Origin of the sequence: Nocardioides luteus (assembly GCF_000960475.2) — a bacterium.
Taxonomy (GTDB): Bacteria; Actinomycetota; Actinomycetes; order Propionibacteriales; family Nocardioidaceae; genus Nocardioides; species Nocardioides luteus_A.
On record NZ_JZDQ02000004.1, the window covers coordinates 139,496 to 157,453 of the forward strand.

20 protein-coding genes and 1 tRNA gene are annotated in these 17,958 nt (G+C 70.4%); 10 read left to right on the forward strand and 11 right to left on the reverse strand.

From position 1 onward, the window contains the following. Positions 1-13: 13 nt before the first annotated feature. On the reverse strand, positions 14-289 hold the full coding sequence (locus UG56_RS03940; protein WP_045550705.1) for a DUF4873 domain-containing protein: 276 nt from the start codon (positions 287-289) through the stop codon (positions 14-16). Further along, a complete protein-coding gene (locus UG56_RS03945) occupies positions 286-966 on the reverse strand; it encodes a TetR/AcrR family transcriptional regulator (protein ID WP_045550706.1) in 681 nt (226 codons plus the stop codon). The genes UG56_RS03940 and UG56_RS03945 overlap by 4 nt, the downstream gene beginning before the upstream one ends. A 60-nt stretch (positions 967-1,026) precedes the next feature. On the opposite strand from UG56_RS03945, the gene UG56_RS03950 reads away from it, so the two are divergent. After that, positions 1,027-1,914, forward strand: a complete 888-nt coding sequence (locus UG56_RS03950; protein WP_045550707.1) for an AurF N-oxygenase family protein — start codon at positions 1,027-1,029, stop codon at positions 1,912-1,914. 9 nt (positions 1,915-1,923) lie between these two features. Here UG56_RS03950 and UG56_RS03955 read toward each other — a convergent pair whose 3' ends face one another. After that, on the reverse strand, positions 1,924-2,502 hold the full coding sequence (locus UG56_RS03955; protein ID WP_045550708.1) for a TetR/AcrR family transcriptional regulator: 579 nt from the start codon (positions 2,500-2,502) through the stop codon (positions 1,924-1,926). An 89-nt stretch (positions 2,503-2,591) separates the two neighbouring features. On the opposite strand from UG56_RS03955, the gene UG56_RS03960 reads away from it, so the two are divergent. After that, entirely contained in the window at positions 2,592-3,038 is a 447-nt protein-coding gene (locus tag UG56_RS03960) for a DUF1772 domain-containing protein (RefSeq protein WP_045550709.1), read from the forward strand. Positions 3,039-3,071: 33 nt separating this feature from the next. Then, the gene (locus UG56_RS03965) at positions 3,072-3,500 is read left to right on the forward strand and encodes a DUF4267 domain-containing protein (protein WP_045550710.1); all 429 of its coding nucleotides are present in this window, start codon (positions 3,072-3,074) and stop codon (positions 3,498-3,500) included. A 78-nt stretch (positions 3,501-3,578) separates the two neighbouring features. Here the strand turns inward: UG56_RS03965 and UG56_RS03970 are convergent, their stop codons facing one another. Next, positions 3,579-4,760 (reverse strand): acyl-CoA dehydrogenase family protein, encoded by a 1,182-nt coding sequence (locus UG56_RS03970; protein ID WP_045550711.1) that lies wholly within the window; start codon positions 4,758-4,760, stop codon positions 3,579-3,581. A 141-nt stretch (positions 4,761-4,901) separates the two neighbouring features. On the opposite strand from UG56_RS03970, the gene UG56_RS03975 reads away from it, so the two are divergent. The 3 genes from UG56_RS03975 to UG56_RS03985 are packed head-to-tail and all read left to right on the forward strand — an operon-like array spanning position 4,902 to position 6,873. Beyond that, positions 4,902-5,570 (forward strand): YceI family protein, encoded by a 669-nt coding sequence (locus UG56_RS03975; RefSeq protein WP_045550712.1) that lies wholly within the window; start codon positions 4,902-4,904, stop codon positions 5,568-5,570. A gap of 32 nt (positions 5,571-5,602) precedes the next feature. Next, the gene (locus UG56_RS03980) at positions 5,603-6,106 is read left to right on the forward strand and encodes a sigma-70 family RNA polymerase sigma factor (RefSeq protein WP_045550713.1); all 504 of its coding nucleotides are present in this window, start codon (positions 5,603-5,605) and stop codon (positions 6,104-6,106) included. Next, the gene (locus UG56_RS03985) at positions 6,103-6,873 is read left to right on the forward strand and encodes a zf-HC2 domain-containing protein (protein ID WP_071326860.1); all 771 of its coding nucleotides are present in this window, start codon (positions 6,103-6,105) and stop codon (positions 6,871-6,873) included. Before UG56_RS03980 ends, UG56_RS03985 begins: the two co-directional genes overlap by 4 nt. A gap of 4 nt (positions 6,874-6,877) precedes the next feature. On the opposite strand, the gene UG56_RS03990 is transcribed toward UG56_RS03985, so the two are convergent. The 3 genes from UG56_RS03990 to UG56_RS04000 form a co-directional block, all read right to left on the reverse strand. Then, the gene (locus tag UG56_RS03990; protein ID WP_045551809.1) at positions 6,878-8,488 is read right to left on the reverse strand and encodes an AMP-binding protein; all 1,611 of its coding nucleotides are present in this window, start codon (positions 8,486-8,488) and stop codon (positions 6,878-6,880) included. A gap of 31 nt (positions 8,489-8,519) precedes the next feature. After that, positions 8,520-10,118 carry a GMC family oxidoreductase gene (locus UG56_RS03995; protein WP_045551808.1) on the reverse strand — a complete coding sequence of 533 codons (1,599 nt, stop codon included), beginning with the start codon at positions 10,116-10,118 and terminating at the stop codon, positions 8,520-8,522. 81 nt (positions 10,119-10,199) lie between these two features. Beyond that, a complete protein-coding gene (locus UG56_RS04000) occupies positions 10,200-11,114 on the reverse strand; it encodes a tyrosine-type recombinase/integrase (protein WP_218145121.1) in 915 nt (304 codons plus the stop codon). 149 nt (positions 11,115-11,263) lie between these two features. On the opposite strand from UG56_RS04000, the gene UG56_RS04005 reads away from it, so the two are divergent. The 3 genes from UG56_RS04005 (at position 11,264) to UG56_RS04015 (ending at position 13,525) form a co-directional block, all read left to right on the forward strand. After that, positions 11,264-12,358: a hypothetical protein gene (locus tag UG56_RS04005; RefSeq protein ID WP_071326861.1), complete on the forward strand. Its 1,095-nt coding sequence runs from the start codon at positions 11,264-11,266 to the stop codon at positions 12,356-12,358. A gap of 58 nt (positions 12,359-12,416) precedes the next feature. After that, a tRNA-Gly gene (locus UG56_RS04010) sits at positions 12,417-12,492 on the forward strand. A 139-nt stretch (positions 12,493-12,631) separates the two neighbouring features. Next, positions 12,632-13,525: a DnaJ domain-containing protein gene (locus tag UG56_RS04015; protein WP_071326862.1), complete on the forward strand. Its 894-nt coding sequence runs from the start codon at positions 12,632-12,634 to the stop codon at positions 13,523-13,525. A 10-nt stretch (positions 13,526-13,535) separates the two neighbouring features. On the opposite strand, the gene UG56_RS04020 is transcribed toward UG56_RS04015, so the two are convergent. Next, complete coding sequence (locus UG56_RS04020; protein WP_045550128.1) at positions 13,536-14,084, reverse strand: 2'-5' RNA ligase family protein; 549 nt, start codon at positions 14,082-14,084, stop codon at positions 13,536-13,538. Positions 14,085-14,130: 46 nt separating this feature from the next. Between UG56_RS04020 and UG56_RS04025 the strand changes: the two genes are divergently transcribed. Then, positions 14,131-14,769, forward strand: coding sequence for a class I SAM-dependent methyltransferase (locus UG56_RS04025; RefSeq protein WP_256206417.1), 639 nt, complete (start codon positions 14,131-14,133; stop codon positions 14,767-14,769). Here UG56_RS04025 and UG56_RS04030 read toward each other — a convergent pair. From UG56_RS04030 to UG56_RS04040, 3 genes are read right to left on the reverse strand one after another with little or no spacing between them, the layout of a single operon-like run. Beyond that, positions 14,762-15,865 carry a prenyltransferase gene (locus tag UG56_RS04030; protein WP_045550130.1) on the reverse strand — a complete coding sequence of 368 codons (1,104 nt, stop codon included), beginning with the start codon at positions 15,863-15,865 and terminating at the stop codon, positions 14,762-14,764. The two genes, UG56_RS04025 and UG56_RS04030, sit on opposite strands and share 8 nt — an antisense overlap. Before the next feature lie 7 nt (positions 15,866-15,872). Further along, positions 15,873-16,640, reverse strand: coding sequence for a class I SAM-dependent methyltransferase (locus UG56_RS04035; protein ID WP_045550131.1), 768 nt, complete (start codon positions 16,638-16,640; stop codon positions 15,873-15,875). 3 nt (positions 16,641-16,643) lie between these two features. Then, positions 16,644-17,900: a glycosyltransferase family 4 protein gene (locus UG56_RS04040; protein WP_045550132.1), complete on the reverse strand. Its 1,257-nt coding sequence runs from the start codon at positions 17,898-17,900 to the stop codon at positions 16,644-16,646. Positions 17,901-17,958 lie beyond the last annotated feature (58 nt).

Below are 17,958 nucleotides of genomic sequence, written 5' to 3' on the forward strand. Positions count from 1 at the left end.
GGTCAGGGCTGCCTCAGAAGGGCGGCCTGCCCGTTCCGGAGACGCGGAACCGGCCCCAGGGGTCGAGGTCCGAGAGCCGGCCCTCGGCCGCGCCGTGATCGGTGCGGACGGTGACGGTCTGGCCGTTGCGCACACCGTCGAGGGCCGTGGCGACACGGCCGTACCAGTGGAAGTGGCCGTCGATCGGCTGGAAGGCGCCGCGCAGGGCGACCTCGACCTCCCAGGAGTCCTGGTCGGACTCGAGGCGGGCGGGGCCGTCGTAGAGGTGCTGGGGTTCGTGCTCGCTCATCGGGGGCTCTTTCGCAGCGGGGTGACGATCTCGGGGCGGTCCAAGGCGCTCAGGTCGACGCCGTACTCGGCCGTGGTGCCCTCCAGCGCGTGCCAGACGAACTCGCTGAGATAGCGCGTGAACGCGGCGCGCGACATGGTGCGCCGGTCGAGCCACCACTGGCCCGCCGACTCACCGATCCCGACCAGGCTGTGGGCCCAGGGCTCGGCGCCGGCGGCGTCGACGCCGAGGCGGCCGAAGGTGTCGCCGAGCAGGCGTGCGAAGGTCGCCGCGATGAGCTGCTTGCCGTCGGCGAGCGGATCCGTCCCGCCGGTGTGCTGGCGCACCAGGAGCAGGTAGACGTTGGGGTGGCCGGCGATGGTCTCGACGTACGCAGCGACCCCGGCCTCGACGCGCTCGCGGGTCGGCGCGGGGGCGAGCACGGCGTCGACGACCGCGTCGAGGATCTGCCGCGCGGCCCACATCCCCACCGCGCCGTGCAGCTCGGCCTTGTCGGCGAAGTAGCGGTAGAGCACCGGCTTGCTGACGCCGGCCTCCGCGGCGATGTCGGCGATCGAGACGTCGGTGCCGCCCGAGTCGACGGCACGTACGGCTGCTGCGACCAGCTCTGCCCGCCTGGTCTCGCGGTGGGAGTCCCAGCGCGAGGAGCGGCCGTCGTCCTTGACGTTCCGTGTCATGTCATGCACTCTAGCAACTACCCGTAACTCTCGGTAACACGTAATTCAGTCTGGAGAAGAATGACCATCGCCGACCCGACCTCCGACCGGCTTCTGCGCTCCACCGCGCGTCAGTCCTACGACCCGGAGGTCGATCTCGACTGGGACGCCGCGCCCGTCGACGGGCTGTGGTGGATGCAGCCCGAGCGCGTCTCCCTCTACGGCACGCCGATGTGGGACCGGCTCAGCCAGGAGCAGCAGATCGAGCTCTCCCGGCACGAGGTGGCCAGCATCATGAGCGTCGGGCTGTGGTTCGAGGTGCTGCTGATGCAGCTGCTGCTCCGCGAGGTCTACGGCGCCGACCCGCGCACGGCGCGCACGCAGTACGCGCTGACCGAGATCGGTGACGAGACCCGTCACTCGGTCATGTTCGGCCGGGCGATCGCGGCGATGGGCGCACCGGCGTACGGCCCACGGCCCGCCGTCCTGCGTATCGGGAAGCTCGCTCCCCTGCTGCACGGGCCCAGCGTCTTCTCCGCGACCCTCGTCGGCGAGGAACCGCTCGACCGGTGGCAGCGCGAGCTGATGAAGGACGAGCGCTGCCAGCCGCTGACCCGGATGGCCTCCCGCATCCACGTCACCGAGGAGGCCCGCCACGTCACCTTCGCCCGCGAGGAGCTGGCCGCGGCGATGTCGCAGAAGATCGGGCGTACGCAGCTCCGGCTGCACCAGAACCTCACCGCCCGTGCGGCCTATGTGATGGCTCGCTCGCTGGTCCACCCGGACTGCTACTCGGCCGTCGGGCTGGACCCGATGGCGGCCCGGCGCGAGGCGCTCGGCAACGAGCACTACCGCGCGACGCTGGCCTGGATGGGCGAGAAGATGATGCCCTACCTCACCGAGCACGGGATGGTCTCGGAGAAGGACCGCAAGCTCTGGCGGGCCTCCTTCCTGGTCCCGCGCGACTGACGGGGGTCCTCAGAGCACGGCGAGGCGGTCGACCAGCAGCTCGAGTCTCTTCTCCGCGTCCTCGGGCAGCAGTCGCCTCGACCGGCTCAGGGTCGCGATCCCGTGCAGGGAGGCCCAGAAGACCTCGGTGAACACCCCCGGGTCGACGCCGTCACCGGCAACCTCACTCAGGGTCTCCATCAGTGCAGCGAAGGCGTCCTTGAGCTGCTCCGGGGTGTCGTCCTGTGCGTACGCCAGGCCGCCGTCGAGCTGGAACAGGGCGTCGTAGACCGCCGGGTTGCGGTCGGCGAAGTCGAGGTAGGCGTGAGCCAGCGCGGCGACGCGCTCGCGTGGGGTGTCGGCGGCCGCGGTGGCCGCGCGCATCGCCACGGCCATCTCGGAGGCACCCTCCAGCGCCACGGCGCCGATGATCTCGCGCTTGCCACGGAAGTGGCTGTAGAGCACGGGCTGGCTGTATTCGATCCGCTCGGCGAGCCGGCGCGTGGTCACCGCGTCCCAACCCTGCTGCTCGGCGAGCTCACGGGCCGTGGCCACGATGAGTCGCTCACGGTCCGCCCGCTCGCGCTGCTTGCGCTCCTGTACCGACATGACTCGAATCCTAGCACTGCTAGACATCCGAGCGGCGGCACTGCTAGCGTTGAACCTCGTTCTAGCAATGCTAGTTTCCAAGGAGCGTCATGTTCAGCACACTCGAGATCGTCACCACCGTGGTCGTCGGCGTCATGGTGGGCGTCGAGTTCTCCGTCGCCTTCATCATGAGCCGGATCCTCAACGCGCTCCCGGAGGACAGCAGCCAGCTCGGCCACGCTCACGGCGGCCGGATGCTCGGCGCGGTGATGCCGGTCTGGTACATCGGCTCGCTCGTGCTCGTGGGCATCTGGGCGGTCGCCGGGTGGCACCACCAGGGCACTGCCCTCGTCGTCACCGCCGGCGCGCTCCTGGCCCTCAGCGTCGTCATGTCGGTCCTGCTGCTTGTTCCGATCAACAACCGGAACAAGGCCTGGACCCCCGAGAACCGGCCCGAGGACTGGCGGACGCAGCTGAACCGCTGGGAACGCTGGCACTACCTCCGCGTCGCCGTCATCGTCGCCGCCTTCGCGCTCCTGGTCACCGCCCTGAGCTGAGCACCCCTTCCGAACCCCACAAGGAGAAGCACCATGTCACTGAAGACCGCCAACACCATCCTCGCCACCGCCGTCACCCTGTTCGCCTTCTACCTCGGGTTCTCCTTCATCCTGAGTCCCGAGACGACGGCCCCCGGCGTCGGTCTGCCCACCTGGCCCGAGGGCGACGGCGGCGGGTTCCTCGTCATGAAGGGCATCCGGGAGCTCTCGATGGGCCTGATGACCGGGATCCTGCTGGTGACCGGCCACCGCCGCGCCCTGGGCCTGGTCCTGCTGATGGAGGCCGTCGCCCCGTTCGGCGACATGATCAACGTGCTGACCCACCACGGCACCGTCGCCGCCGCTCTCGGCATCCACGGCTTCACCGCGCTGGTGATCGCGATCAGCGGCCTGCTGATCCTGCGGGAGACCCGCAGGGACTCGGGTGTTTCCGTCCCGACCTCGGAGGCGTTGACCGCCTGACCCGGTCCGTGCCGAGATGCCTCGCGGGGTGAACGAAGACTCGTTCACCCCGCGAGGCGCTGCTCGTGCAAGGCCGCGTCAGCGGAAGGCGGACTCCCCCGTGAGCGCCTGCCCGATGATGAGCTGGTGGACCTCACTGGTGCCCTCGTACGTCAGGACCGACTCGAGGTTGTTGGCGTGGCGCAGGACCGGGTATTCGAGCGTGACACCGTTGGCCGCCAGGATGGTGCGGCACTCGCGGGCGATGGCGATGGCCTCGCGGACGTTGTTGAGCTTGCCGAGCGAGATCTGCTCCGAGCGTAGGGTGCCTTCGTCCTTCAGCCGTCCCAGGTGCAGCGCCAGGAGCATCGCCTTGCCGAGCTCGAGGGTCATGTCGGCGAGCTTGGTCTGGGTGATCTGGTAGCCGGCCAGCGGCTTGTCGTAGATCTCGCGGGAGGCGGCGTACGCGATGGCCGACTCCAGGCAGTCACGGGCCGCGCCGACGGCGCCGAAGACGATCCCGAAGCGGGCCTCGTTGAGGCAGGACAGCGGCCCCTTCAGACCCCTGACCTCGGGGAACGCGGCGGACGCCGGCAGCCGGACCGAGTCCAGGACGATCTCGCCGGTGACCGAGGCACGCAGGGAGAGCTTCTGCTTGATCACCGGGGCGGAGAAGCCCGGGGTGTCGGTGGGGACCACGAACCCGCGGATCCCCTTGCCGTTCTCGCCCTCGTCGGTCTGGGCCCAGACGACCGCGACGTCGGCGACGGGGGCGTTGGTGATCCACATCTTCGTTCCGGAGAGCACCCAGTCGTCACCGTCCTTCCGGGCACGCGTACGCATCCCGGCCGGGTTGGAGCCGAAGTCGGGCTCGGTGAGCCCGAAACAGCCGATCGCCTCCCCCGCCGCCATCCGCGGCAGCCACTCCTGCTTCTGCTCCTCGCTCCCCCACCTCCAGATCGCGAACATCGCCAGCGACCCCTGCACCGAGACCAGGGAGCGGATCCCGGAGTCGGCGGCCTCGAGTTCGAGGCAGGCCAGGCCGTACGCCGTGGCGCTGGTGCCCGCACAGCCGTAGCCCTCCAGATGCATGCCGAGTACGCCCAGCTTGCCGAGCTCGGGAGCCAGCTCCTTGACCGGGACCGAGCCCGCCTCGAACCAGTCGGCGAGGTGCGGCTTGATCTCGTTCTCCGCGAAGGATCTCACCGTGTCTCGGATCGCGCGGTCCTCATCGCCGATGAGGACCTCGGTGCCGAAGAGCTCGAGCGGGGTCTGGGGCATGGGGAGTCTCCTTGGGGTCGATCGGGGGCCGCGACCGATTGTGTCACCCGTCACGGAGACTCGTTTGAACCGTTCGCCGCAGCGCTCCGTAGTAGGGGTGAAGGCCGGCATCGGGTCGGCCTCGTGGCGAGAGGAAGCGGCGTGCGGACACGTACGAAAGCAGCAGTCGGGATCGGTGCAGCAGTGGTCGTGGTCGGGGGCGCCGCGGCGATCTTCGGACCGGGTTGGTACGCGGACCGCGCCGAGGAGGCCGCAGCCGACGAGCCCAGCCTGAGCGCGTCGGCAGCACCCGCAGCCGGCACCGACACCACCGGGACCTGGGCCGTCTCCGACGGCTCCTACGCTGGCTACCGCCTCGACGAGGTGCTGCAGGGCGAGGACGTCACCGTCACCGGCCGCACCGAGGACGTGACCGGCCAGGTCACCATCTCCGACAGCGAGGTCACCGAGGCGAGCATCGAGGTCAAGGTGGCCACGATCGCCACCGACTCGGGCAACCGGGACGGCTACTTCCGCGACAACGCGATCGAGGCCGAGAAGTTCCCGACCGCCACCTTCGAGCTCACCGAGCCCGCCGCTCTCGAGGCGGGTGCGACCGAGGTCGAGCTGGTCGGCGACCTCACCGTGCACGGCGTGACGACGTCGGTGACGGTGGAAGCGGAGGTCGGCGGCGACGCCGACGCTCTTCAGGTCGTCGGCAGCGTGCCGATCACCTTCGCCGACTTCGGCGTCGAGGCGCCGAACCTCGGCTTCGTGAAGGTCGAGGACACCGGCAGCGTCGAGTTCTCGCTCGAGCTCGCCAAGGGCTGATCTGGGACGCTAGGGGTGTGCGAGGAGGTGACATGGGCGCGGAGGACGAGCTGCTCGTAGCGGTGCACGACGCCCACTCCGAGGCGCTCTACCGCTACGTCGTACGCCGCACCGGCGACGCCGAGGAGGCCCGCGACGTGGTGCAGGAGACGCTGCTGCGCGCCTGGCGCAACCCGGAGGTGCTGCAGCGGCCCGACGAGGGCGTACGCGCCTGGCTGTTCACCACCGCCCGCAACCTCGTCATCGACGACCTGCGCAGCGCGCGCCGGAGGCGGGAGTACGCCGCGGAGACACCGCCCGAGGGCACCCGGGCCGACGAGACCCAGGCCGTGCTCGACTCGTGGGTGGTGGCCGACGCCCTGCTCGCCCTCTCCCCCGACCACCGGGCGGTGGTGGTCGGGGCCTACTACGGCGGCCGGTCGGTCGCCGAGCTCGCCCGCGAGCTCGACATCCCGCCCGGAACGGTCAAGTCCCGGCTGCACTACGGTCTGCGAGCCCTGCGTCTCGCCCTGCAAGAGAAGGGGGTCACCTCATGAACGACCTGGATGGCTCCGCACACGAGAGGTTCGCCGAGTGGGACGCCTCCTACGTACTCGGGGCGCTGAGCCCGAGCGACCGGCGGGCCTACGAGCGACACCTGACCGGCTGCGCCCTGTGCCGCGACGCCGTCGCCGAGCTCGCCGGGATGCCGGGGCTGCTCGGTGCGCTCTCGCGCGAGGAGGCCGAGGAGCTCCTCGAGGACTCGGCCGCGCAGGTCGCCGCACCGCCGCTCGCGGACCTGGCCGGGGCCGTACGCAGGGCGCGACTGCGCCGCCGGGGGCTCGCGGCCGCGGCCGCCGTCGTCCTCCTCGCCGGCGGGACGGCGATCGGCGGCCTGCTGCTCGACCGTGACGGCGCCCGGGAGCCGCTCGCCACCCCGCCCGGCTCCGCCACGCCGTCGGCCTCCACAGGAACGAACGTACGCACCGTCGACCTGCGACCCGTCGGCAGCGTGGACATGTGGGCCCAGCTGGTCGTCACCCCGACCTCCTGGGGCACCAAGCTGAAATGGAGCTGTCACTACCCGCCCCAGCCGGGGCAGAGCCCGCCGGCGTCGTCGGAGTTCCAAGGTGAGCCGGTGACGTACGACCTGGTGCTGGTCGGGCGCGACGGCGCCCGCACGGTCGCCGGCTCGTGGACGTGGTCGGGCGGGGAGACGCTCGGGCTCGACGCCTCCTCCGCGGTGCCGATCGCCGACGTCGAGCGGGTCGAGATCACCCTCGACGGCGAGGACACCGCGGTCGCGGCGGCGTCGCTGACCTGAGGCTCTACAGCCCGAGCTCAGAGACGGTCTTCTCCCGCATCTCGACCTTGCGGACCTTGCCGGTCACGGTCATCGGGAACTCCTCGACGACCAGGACGTAGCGCGGGATCTTGTAGTGGGCGAGCTTGCCGGTGGCGTACGTCTTCAGGGTCTCGGCCGTCATCGGCTCGGCGCCGGGACGCAGCCGGACCCAAGCGCAGAGCTCCTCGCCGTACTTCTCGTCGGGGACGCCGATCACCTGGACGTCCTCGATGTCGGGGTGGGTGTAGAGGAACTCCTCGATCTCGCGGGGGTAGATGTTCTCGCCACCGCGGATGACCATGTCCTTGATCCGGCCGACGATGTTGCAGTAGCCGTCGGGGTTCATCACGGCGAGGTCGCCGGTGTGCATCCAGCCCTCCTCGTCGATCGCCGCCCGCGTCTTCTCCTCGTCGGCCCAGTAGCCGAGCATCACCGAGTAGCCGCGGGTCTGGAACTCGCCGGCCTCACCGCGGGGAAGCACCTCGCCCGAGGCGGGGTCGACGACGCGTACCTCGACGTGCGGGTGCACCCGGCCGACGGTGGCGGTGCGGTGCTCGAGGTCGTCGTCCCGCCTGGTCTGGGTCGAGACCGGTGACGTCTCGGTCATGCCGTAGGCGATCGAGACCTCGCTCATGTGCATCTCGTTGACGCACCGCTTCATCACCTCGACCGGGCATGGGCTGCCGGCCATGATCCCGGTGCGCAGCGTGCTCAGGTCGAACGTGGCGAAGTCAGGGTGGTTCTGCATGGCGATGAACATGGTCGGTACGCCGTAGACGGCCGTGCAGCGCTCGTCCTGGACCGCCTGCAGGGTGGCCGCCGGGTCGAAGGCCGGGCCCGGGATGACCATCGTGGCCCCGTGGGTGATGCAGCCCAGGTTGCCCATCACCATCCCGAAGCAGTGGTAGAACGGCACCGGGATCGCCAGCCGGTCGTGCTCGGTGAAGCCGATCGTCTCGGTGGTGAAGTAGCCGTTGTTGAGGATGTTGCGGTGGCTCAGCGTCGCGCCCTTGGGATAGCCCGTGGTGCCCGAGGTGTACTGGATGTTGATCGGGTCGTCCGGGCTCAGCTCGTCGGTGACGTGCTCGCTCAGCGTCTCGCCGGCGCCGGCCTCGAGGAGCGCGGCCCACTCCGGGTCGCCGATGAAGACGGTCCGCTCGAGGTCGGGGCAGTCGCCGCTGACCTCGGCCACCATGCTCCGGTAGTCCGAGGTCTTGAACTCCTGCGCGGAGATCAGGAGCTTGATGCCGGACTGGGTCAGCGCGTACGCCAGCTCGTGGGTGCGGTAGGCCGGGTTGATGTTGACCAGGATCGCGCCGATCTTCGCGGTCGCCACCTGGGTCAGCGTCCACTCCGCGCAGTTGGGCGCCCAGATGCCGACCCGGTCGCCCTTCCCGATCCCGGCCTTGCGGAGACCGACGGCCAGCGCGTCGACGTCGCGGTTCATCTCGGCGTACGTCCAGCGTCTGCCGGTCGCCACCTCGACCAGCGCCTCCCGGTCTCCGAATCTGGCGACGGTGCGGTCGAAGCTGACCCCGATCGTCTCCTCCAGCAGCGGGGTGGTGGTCTCTCCGGCAGCGTAGGAATCCGTCATGAGCCCAGTGTGACCTGAGTCACGGGTGGGTTCAACGGGCCTGCTGAGCATCCTTCGCGATCAGCTCCGAGGCGCGCTCCCCGATCAGGATCGCGGGCGCATTCGTGTGACCGCGCACGATCCTCGGCATCACGGAGGCATCGGCGACGCGGAGGCCTTCGACGCCGCGTACGCGCAGATGGGGGTCGACCACGCTGGCCTCGTCCGTGCCCATCCGGCAGGTGCCGGTCGGGTGGTAGAGGGTGTGGGCGTGCCGGGCCAGCAGCGCGTCGGCGACCTCGTCCGCCGACGAGTCCACGGGTACGTCGGGGCGCAGGAACTTGCCGAGGATGGGCTTGAGCGCGGGCTGCGAGGCGATCTCCAGAGCGACCCGGACGCCCTCGACCATCGCCGCCCGGTCCCTGCCCTCGGGGTCGGAGAGGTAGCGCGGGTCGATGACCGCCTTGGCCGACGGGTCTGTGGAGGCCAGCGTGATCCGGCCGCGGCTGGCCGGGTCGACCAGGATCGGGCCGGCGACGACGGCCTCGCCCGCGAACGGCACCAGGCCCTCGTCGAAGAAGCCGACCGGCGCGAAGATCATCTCGATGTCGGGCGCGTCCAAGTCGGGGCGTGAGCGCAGGAAGCCGTAGGCCTCGCCAACGTTGGAGGTGAGCATCCCGCGCCGGCGCAGCAGGTAGTTGCCCAGGTGACGCAGCGACTCGGCGGTCGCCAGCGAGCCCTGCTCGACCTCCCAGCCGATCCCGGCGACCAGGTGGTCGGTGAGGTTCTCCCCCACCTCCGGCGCGTCGTGGAGGACGTCGATGCCGAGGTCCTTCAGCTGGGCGGCCGGACCGATCCCGGAGAGCATCAGCAGCTGCGGGGTGTTGATCGCACCACCGCAGAGGATCACCTCGCGCCGTGCGGTGATCGTCGTGCGCCGGCCGTCGACGACGGCGTCGACACCGGTCGCGCGGGCGCCGTCGAAGATCACCCGGGACGCCTGCGCGCCGGTGACCACGTTCAGGTTGGCACGCCTGGCAGCGGGCTTGAGGTAGGCCGCGGCCGTGCTCCACCGCGCGCCCCGGCGCTGGGTGACCATGGTCTCGACGTACGCCTCGGGGTTGGGGCCGTTGGCCCGGCCGCGCGGGTAGCCGGCCTGCTCGGCGGCCTGGAGGAAGGACTCGGTGTAGGGCCGGGGGCTGCGCTGCCGCTCGACGCGGACGGGGCCACCGGTGCCGTCCAGGGCGGTGGCGTCCTCGACGTCCTCGAGCTCTGCGTACGTCTGCTTCACGACGTCCCAGCCCCACTCGGGTCCGGCGGCCGCGCCCCATTCCTCGTAGTCGGCCTGGAGGCCCTTGACCCACATCATCGCGTTCATCGAGGACGAGCCGCCGAGCATCCGTCCGCGCGGCCAGTAGATCCGTCGGCCGCCGAGCGCCGGCTGCGGCTCGGTGAAGTAGTCCCAGTCGTGCTCGGACTGGAAGAGCTTGGAGAACGCCGCCGGGATGTGGATGTTCATGCTCTTGTCGCGTGGCCCGGCCTCGAGCAGCGTCACCTGGACGCTCGGGTCCTCGCTGAGTCTCGCCGCGAGCACGGCGCCCGACGATCCGGCCCCCACCACCACGTAGTCGCTGGTCAGTTCCTGGTTCATACCGGATCTCCTTCGTCAGCGTTGACGGGCTCTCGGAAGGCTACCGCCGCGAAGGTGCGGTTGGGGAGGGTCTGCTCGCACTCAGTCGGCGAGGAAGGCGCCCAGGGCGTAGGCGGGGTGGCGGTCGAGGTTGTGACGGCCGCGGTCGTAGCGGCGGGTGGTGCGCGGGTCAGCGTGGCCGGCGGCGTCCTGGACGTCCTCGAGAGGTACGCCGGCCTCGCGGGCTAGGGTGACGAAGGTGTGGCGGAGGCTGTGCGGGGACAGCTTGTCGCCGTGCTCGATGCCGGCGGAGGCACCCAGTCTGCGGATCAGCCGGAAGGCCTCGGAGCGGTGCCAGCGGTTGCCGGTGCTGGTGACGAAGACTGGTCCGTCTGCTCGCGCGTCCAGATAGGCGTCGAGCGCCTGGGAGGTGGCCGGGTTGAGCACGACGTCGCGACGGGCACCGCCCTTGCGGGTGATCGTCAGGACCCGGTGGCCACGGGAGTGGCTCAGGTCGGTCACGTCGGCGCCCAGCGCCTCGGAGATGCGCAGGCCGTCGTGAAGCAGGAGCGTCACCAGCGCGGCGGCGCGGCTGGAGTGATCCCGAGCCGCGGCGAGGAATGCCCGGGCCTCTCCCCTGTCCATGCCCAGCGTCTGGGAGTCGTTGCTGGTCTTGGGGCGCTTGATGTGCTCGGCCGGGGACGAGCTCAGGACGTCCTCCGCGACGCCGTAGCGGTAGAAGCCGGCGATCGCGGAGAGCCGCCGGGCGATCGTCGCCGGGCTCCGCCGGGTCTCGAGGTGGCGGGCGTAGCCGTCGACGATCGCCCGGTTGGCGGCCAGCGGATCGATCTCCAGTGCCGCGCACCAGGCGAACCAGTCGGCGAGGTCTCGTCCGTACGCGGCGCGGGTGTGTCCGGCGTAGGAGAGCAGGAACCTCCTCGCGAGCGCGTCGGCCCTCTTCTCCTGGGGGAGCTCGTTCAGGTCTTCGAGGAAGAGCTCTCTGACGGATTCCGTCACCGAGAGGGCTGTGGTGGGGGCCTGGGGACCATGCTCGATCGCGCTCACAAGCGCACATCATAATGCCGGTTATGTTGTGTGGCGTTCCTGGGTCTCAAAAAGGCTTCGTTTCGTATTCGTTACGTCTTTCGTCACGCTAGGATGACGGAATGACGGAAACGATCGTGGTCGACGAGAAGCTCTGCCGATTCCCCGGCTGTCCCCTGCCAGCGGCGGCTTCGGAGAACGGGAGCGGCCGGCCGCCGGAGTACTGCGACGACCCGACCCACAACCGGGCCGCCGCCTGGCGCGAGCGGAAGCGCCTGCAGCGGCTCGCGGAGGAACGGTCGCCCGAAGAGGCCGCACGGCCTGTCCAGGCAGCCCAGCAGCGGGCAGCGGAGATCACCACCCAGCTCACCCAGCTCGCCGACCGGTTCCTCGACCAGCTCCCGAAGGCGCTCGAGGAACTGCGTACGCTCGGCGACCTCACCGCGGCCGAGGCCCAGATCGCCACCGTGCAGAGCGAGGCGCAGGAGCAGATCGCCGCGGCGAGCGCCCGGGCCGTGCGGGCCGAGCAGGCGCAGCGTACGGCCGAGGCGGAGCGCGACGAGGCGGATGCCGCGGCAGCGGAGGCGCTGGAGGAGTCGGAGCGCTCGGCCGACATCCTGAGGCAGGCACTGGCCGCCACGAGCGCGGCAGAGGAGTCGCGCCACGCCGCGCAGGTGGCGCTGGAGAGAGCCGAGTCCGAGGCGGCGACCGCTGCCGAGACCGCAGCCACGACGATCGCCGCGCTCGAGAAGCAGCTCGCGGAGGCCACGTCCGCCCGTGCGGCGCTGGCCGATGACCTCGACAAGCTCCGGGGCGAGCACGCCTCGGCCGTGCAGCGCCGGCGCAGCGAGACGGCACGCGCCGACCACGCCGAGAAGGCGATGGCGCGCCTGCAGGAGCAGCTGATCGCGGAGAAGAAGGCGTCCGAGAAGGCAGCGGCGAGCGCGGAGGCGACCACCACGGCCCTGCGTACGCAGCGCGACGCCGCCCGCGAGCAGATCGAGGCGCTGCGGGACCAGGTGGCCGACCTCCGCGGCAGCGAGGCAGCGGCGAAGGCGGATCGCGATGCCACCCGAGCCGAGCTGGAGCGTGAGCGGGCCCACGCGAGCGAGCGGCTCGAGGATCTGCGGGCGGCCCACCAGGCCCAGGTGGCACAGCTGGTCGAGCAGATCGAGAGGCGTACGCCGTCGTCCGATGTTCCCGAAGGAGGTGCGTGACACGCGGGACCCCCAGTTGGAGGTGAACGGACGACATCCGCTACTGTTCTTCTCGCAAGCGGACGTAGCTCAGTTGGTAGAGCGCAACCTTGCCAAGGTTGAGGTCGCGAGTTCGAGCCTCGTCGTCCGCTCCACTGCGAGGGCCATCCGATCGGGTGGCCCTCGGTCAATTTCCCGTGGCGAAACCAGTATCTTGCCGTGACTGCTCTAGGATTTCACTGCTCTGGGATATCTGAGACAGACGATCGAAGGACTGTGCGTGGGGGGCGTTGAGTGAGCGGGAAGTTCATCGACGCCTATGCCGTGCTCGAGATCGGTCCGGACGCGGACGATGCGGCCGTGCGCGCGCGCCATCGTGAGCTCGCCAAGCAGTTCCATCCCGACCGTGGCGGCCGCGCCGCCGACGGCGAGCTGATGATGCGCATCAACCGTGCGCGCGACGTGCTTCTCGACCCCGTCGCCCGGGCGACCCTGGACGAGGAGCTCGCCCGGCGCCGGCGAGAAGCCACTCCCCCGGTGACGCCGGCGAGCGCACCTGAGCCTGCCGCCGGCACGCCGCCGCTCAGCCGCGACCGCCGCTGGCGGGCCGCGTGGACCAGCGGGCCTGCGTGGACCACTCCGCCGGCCGACAGCAGCGCGCCCGGCCCGGTGCCGCCGGCGACTGCTCGGGTGCGGCCCTCCGCCAACCGGCTCCGTCAGGCCACGCGTCAGTCCCGAGCCGCGAACTCGGTGCTCTCCTCCCGGCAGCGGCCCGCGGCGCCGAAGCCTCCGCCCGCTCAGCCCACGGCGACAGAGACGCCGCGTCCTCAGCCGGCCGCCCCGCGGCCCCCGACGCCCCAGCCGGTCGCTCCCCAGCCGGTCGCTCCCCAGCCGGTCGCTCCGCAGCCGACGGCTCCTCAGCAGCCTTCCCCGGCGGCCGAGAAACCGGCCCACGCCTGGTCTCTCTACGCCGCGCCGCTCGACGGGGTCTCGGTCGCGTCGCTGCTGGCCAGCGTGCTGATGTGCGGCCCGCTCGGGCTGATCCTCGGCGTCATCGGTCTGTTCCGCACGGCCGACGACAAGCGTCGCGGCCGCTGGGCAGCGATCGCCGGCATCGCCATCAGCAGCCTGACCATCCTGGTGGCGATCGGCTACGTGATGCAGGCGATGTCCGCGCCGGCACCCTGACGCGGAGCCATCATCCTCCGAGCGGCCACTCGGCGATCACCCGGCAGTCGTGGTTCGCGTACCACTGCAGGCTGATCCGGTCCGCGCGACAGCGCGCGGGCAGGTGAGGAGCCAGAGACGTACGCGTCGAGCCGAGGTCCACTCCCCCGGCGACGTGGTCGACGGTCAGGTGCGGCACCGGCTCGAAGAGCCCGTCGTAGGGCGGGCACTGAGGGAACACCGCGCTCAGCTCGGCGGTCAGCGCGGCGAACGGCTCCGCGGGTTCGGGATGCAGATAGATCGTGCCACCGGCGAAGAGGCGTACGTCCTCGAGCACGAAGTCGAACGCCCGTGCCGCGGCCGCGATCTTCCCGACCAGCCTCAGGTCGTCGCTGGTGGGCGAGGCGAGGAACGGCGCGAGCAGGGTGATGTGCGCATGGACGAACGCCGGGTCGGTCGACACGAACGAGTCGTCGTAGTGGCGTGTCCGCTCCAGGACGTACGTCTCCAGCTCGGGCACCGGGACGACGAGCACCGAGTGCCCGGCCGATGCCGGCGCTGCGCCCTGGGTGTTCGTCATGGACCGGATTGTCGCCGACGCCCGGCGGCTCGGCTAGGGTGCCCGGGTGTCTACGCCTGAGATGCCCGCGGAACTGCTCAAGCACGCTCTCGACGCCACGGGGTTCATGCCTCCCGAGGAGGGCATCGCGCTGTTCGAGTACGCCGTGGAGCGGTTGCCTCACGGCCCGGCGGTCGAGATCGGCACCTACTGCGGGAAGTCGTCGGTCTACCTGGGCGCCGCGGCGAAGCTGACCGGTGGCACGGTCTTCACCGTCGACCACCACCACGGCAGCGAGGAGAACCAGGCCGGCTGGGAGCACCACGACACGACCCTGGTCGACCCTTCCACCGGACGCCTCGACACGCTGCCGACCTTCCGGCGCACCATCGAGCAGGCCGGCCTGGAGGACGAGGTGGTCGCGGTGATCGGCACCTCGACGACCGTGAGCCGGTGGTGGACCACGCCGGTCTCGTTCCTCTTCATCGACGGCGGCCACGGCGTGGAGCCGGCGCAGCTTGACTACCGCGGCTGGGCGCCGAAGGTGATGCCGGGTGGCCTGCTGCTGGTCCACGACGTGTTCCCCGACCCGGCCGACGGCGGCCGGCCGCCGTACGAGGAGATCTACCTCCCCGCGCTCGCCTCGAGGCAGTTCGAGGAGATCGACGCGGTCGGGTCGCTGCGGGTCCTGCGCCGGCTCAGCTGACCCCGGCCGGGCTCGTCTCGCACCCACACTCCAGCGCCAGCTCCTCGAACGGAGCCGCGAGGGAGGTGCCGCGCATGATCCCGGAGCCTGCGGTGGAGCCGCCGTAGCGCTCCCCGAGCGCGTCCGCGGCGAGGATGACGGCGGCGGCGGTGAAGGTCGAGTGCTCCTCGGGCCAGAACGCGTTGGGGTTCGGGTTGGGGTAGTCGGGCGACTCGTAGACCCAGCCGGTCCAGTAGCCGCCGTCCTCGGCGCGCAGGTGCTGCATGTCCGTCAGCAGCGTCAGCGCCCGGCGGTGGTCACCGAGGTTGTCGAGCGCCATCACCAGCTCGCAGGTCTCCGCACCGGTGACCCACGGGTTGGTGTCGACGCAGAGGGCGCCGAGGCCGGGGCGTACGAAGTGGTCCCAGCGGGACCGGATCAGGTCGTGCCCGGCCGCGCCGACGACGGCGCCGCCGAGGACCGGGTAGTACCAGTCCATCGAGTGGTGCGACTTGTCCTCGAACGAGTCGCGGTGATGGCGCAGCGCGTGGCCGAGGCGGCCGCCGACGATCTCCCACTCCGGCTGCGGGTCGTCCATCAGGTCGGCCAGGGCGACGCCGGCGCGCAGCGACTGGTAGATCGAGGAGGAGCCGGTGAGCAGCGCGAACGGGTCGCGCGGCGTCCAGGCGATCCCACCGAAGGGCAGCTGCAGGCCGACCACGAAGTCGAGCCCGGCGCGTACGGAGGGCCAGTGCCGTTCCACGAACGCCCGATCGCGCCGGATCAGCCAGTGGTGCCAGAGCCCGACCGCGAAGTAGGCGGACATGTTGGACTCGCCGATCGTCTCCACCGCAGCCCCGGAGACGATCTTCATCGGCCAGGAGCCGTCGGCGTTCTGGAGAGTCGGGATCCACGAGTACGCAGCCTCGGCCTCCTCCACCAGGCCACCGACGAGCAGCCCCATCGCCGCCTCGACGTGGTTCCAGATGTCGGTGTGCTGGCCGGGCACCCACGGGATCGCGCCCGACGGCTCCTGGGCGCGGGCGATCGACCCGGCCGTGGCGACGATCTGGGCAGGGGTCAGCACCCCGTCGACGTACGGGATCTCGACTCTCATCCGCGAATCAGTCGGCCGTGGTCGGGTCGGAGGCGACCGGATGCGGCTTGCGGAAGTAGAGGACCATGCTCTTGCCGATCACCGGGTCGAGGACCTTGCCGGCCAGGCGCAGCGGCAGCGGGTTCTTCATGATCTCCCAGACCAGGAGCTGGTGATACACCTTCACCAAGACGTGCTTGTCGTTGTCGACGCCGACGGCGGACTTCAGCCACCAGTAGGGCGCGTGCAGGCCATGGGCGTAGGACTTGCCCTCGAAGATCATCGCCTCGCCGGGGGTGCCGTCGTTGGGGCGGCCGGCCTTGGTGACCTTGTCGATCAGCTCGTGGTCGGTGTAGATGCGGATGTGGCCACCGGTGGTGTTGTGGTAGTCCGCCGACAGCTTCCAGTTGACGACCTCGGGCAGCCAGCGCGGCACCGAGATGGCCAGGGTGCCGCCGGGCCGGAGCACCCGGACGAGCTCCTTGATCGCGTCGACGTCGTGGTGGATGTGCTCGAGCACCTCGGCGGCCACGATCCGGTCGAACTCACCGTCGGCGAACGGTAGGGAGAGCGCGTCGCCCTCCTTCACCTCGGCGTTCGCGCCCTCGGGGACCTCCTCGCGCATCGCGAAGAACCACTCCGAGACCTTGGCGAGCTCCTCCGCGTCCTGGTCGAAGGCGATCACGTCGGCACCGCGGCGATACATCTCGAAGGCGTGCCGGCCACCGCCGGCACCCATGTCGAGCACGCGCTCTCCGGCCTTCAGGCCAAGGCGGTCGAAGTCAACGGTGAGCACGGCTCACTTCCTCTCGTCTGTGTGGAACTCGTCGATGGACTGCTGATAGAGGGCCGTCATCCGCTCGGCGACGGCGTGCCAGGAGAAGTGCTCCTCGACCCGGGCGCGCCCCGCGGCCGAGTAGCGGGCCCGGCGCTCGGGGTCGTCGAGCAGCGCCGCGACGGCCTGCTCGAGCTCCTCGGTGTCGCCCGGGGTGACCAGCTTCGCGCACAGGTCGTCGGGGCCGACGACCTCGGGGATCGCGCCGGCGCGAGAGACGACGAGCGGGGTCCCGCACGCCATCAGCTCGGCGGTGGGCAGCGAGAAGCCCTCGTAGAGCGAGGGCACGCAGGCGATCTCCGCGGAGCCCATCAGCTCGACGAGCTCGGCGTCGGAGATGCCGTTGACGAAACGTACGTGGTCCTTGATCGCGAGCTTCTCGATGAGCTGCTCGGTCGGCCCGCCCTTCTTGGGCTTGGAGACCAGGACCAGCTCGAGGTCACGCTCGGTGCGCAGCTTGGCGAAGGCCTCCAGCAGGAACGCGATGCCCTTCAGCGGGGCGTCCGCGCTGGCCATGGCCAGGATCCGGCCCTCGACGCGCGGCGTGGTCGGCGGCACGAACTCCTCGGGGACGCCGAGGTGCACGGTCTGCACCCGCTCCGAGGGGACGCCGAAGTCGGTGAGGATGTCGCGCTTGGAGTTGTCCGAGGGCGTGATCACGTGGCGGAGCTGCGAGGCGACCTTGGCCTGCATCTTCACGAACGAGTACCAGCGCCAGACACCGAACTTCTTCTTCCAGCCCTCGGCGCTCTCCAGCTCGATGCGCCGGTCGAAGGAGATCGGGTGGTGGATCGTGGTCACCAGCGGCAGGCCGAGCTCGGGCTCGATGCTGAGCAGCGGCGTGGCCAGGGTCTGGTTGTCGTGGACGATGTCGAAGTCGTCCGTGCGCTCCTTCAGGACCTTGAGGACGCGCTTGGCGAAGGTCAGCGGCTCCGGGAAGGCACCCGTGCGCATCCGCGCCCACTCCTCGACGTCGACCAGGTCGCGGATCTCGGAGAGCTTCGGATTGCCGAACGGGTTGGGCTCCTCGTAGAGGCCCAGGCTCGGCACCTTGGTGAGGGTGACGCCCTCCCCGTCGAGGTCGAGATCGGGATAGGGCTGCCCGGAGAAGACCTCCACGGTGTGCCCGAGCTTGGCGAGCTCCCTGCTCAGATGGCGGATATAGACGCCTTGACCGCCGACGTGCGGCTTGCTGCGATACGACAGCAGAGCGATCCGCATCCGCCACCTCCCTCGAAACTGGGCAGAGAAAACTAGAACGTGTTCTATACTAGCAGGT

Excerpts from the sequence above, each read along its gene's own strand:
- UG56_RS03940 (WP_045550705.1), bottom strand. The coding sequence starts at position 289 with ATGAGCGAGCACGAACCCCAGCACCTCTACGACGGCCCCGCCCGCCTC.
- UG56_RS03945 (WP_045550706.1), bottom strand. The coding sequence starts at position 966 with ATGACACGGAACGTCAAGGACGACGGCCGCTCCTCGCGCTGGGACTCC.
- UG56_RS03950 (WP_045550707.1), top strand. The coding sequence starts at position 1,027 with ATGACCATCGCCGACCCGACCTCCGACCGGCTTCTGCGCTCCACCGCG.
- UG56_RS03955 (WP_045550708.1), bottom strand. The coding sequence starts at position 2,502 with ATGTCGGTACAGGAGCGCAAGCAGCGCGAGCGGGCGGACCGTGAGCGA.
- UG56_RS03960 (WP_045550709.1), top strand. The coding sequence starts at position 2,592 with ATGTTCAGCACACTCGAGATCGTCACCACCGTGGTCGTCGGCGTCATG.
- UG56_RS03965 (WP_045550710.1), top strand. The coding sequence starts at position 3,072 with ATGTCACTGAAGACCGCCAACACCATCCTCGCCACCGCCGTCACCCTG.
- UG56_RS03970 (WP_045550711.1), bottom strand. The coding sequence starts at position 4,760 with ATGCCCCAGACCCCGCTCGAGCTCTTCGGCACCGAGGTCCTCATCGGC.
- UG56_RS03980 (WP_045550713.1), top strand. The coding sequence starts at position 5,603 with ATGGGCGCGGAGGACGAGCTGCTCGTAGCGGTGCACGACGCCCACTCC.
- UG56_RS03985 (WP_071326860.1), top strand. The coding sequence starts at position 6,103 with ATGAACGACCTGGATGGCTCCGCACACGAGAGGTTCGCCGAGTGGGAC.
- UG56_RS03990 (WP_045551809.1), bottom strand. The coding sequence starts at position 8,488 with ATGACGGATTCCTACGCTGCCGGAGAGACCACCACCCCGCTGCTGGAG.
- UG56_RS03995 (WP_045551808.1), bottom strand. The coding sequence starts at position 10,118 with ATGAACCAGGAACTGACCAGCGACTACGTGGTGGTGGGGGCCGGATCG.
- UG56_RS04005 (WP_071326861.1), top strand. The coding sequence starts at position 11,264 with ATGACGGAAACGATCGTGGTCGACGAGAAGCTCTGCCGATTCCCCGGC.
- UG56_RS04020 (WP_045550128.1), bottom strand. The coding sequence starts at position 14,084 with ATGACGAACACCCAGGGCGCAGCGCCGGCATCGGCCGGGCACTCGGTG.
- UG56_RS04030 (WP_045550130.1), bottom strand. The coding sequence starts at position 15,865 with ATGAGAGTCGAGATCCCGTACGTCGACGGGGTGCTGACCCCTGCCCAG.
- UG56_RS04040 (WP_045550132.1), bottom strand. The coding sequence starts at position 17,900 with ATGCGGATCGCTCTGCTGTCGTATCGCAGCAAGCCGCACGTCGGCGGT.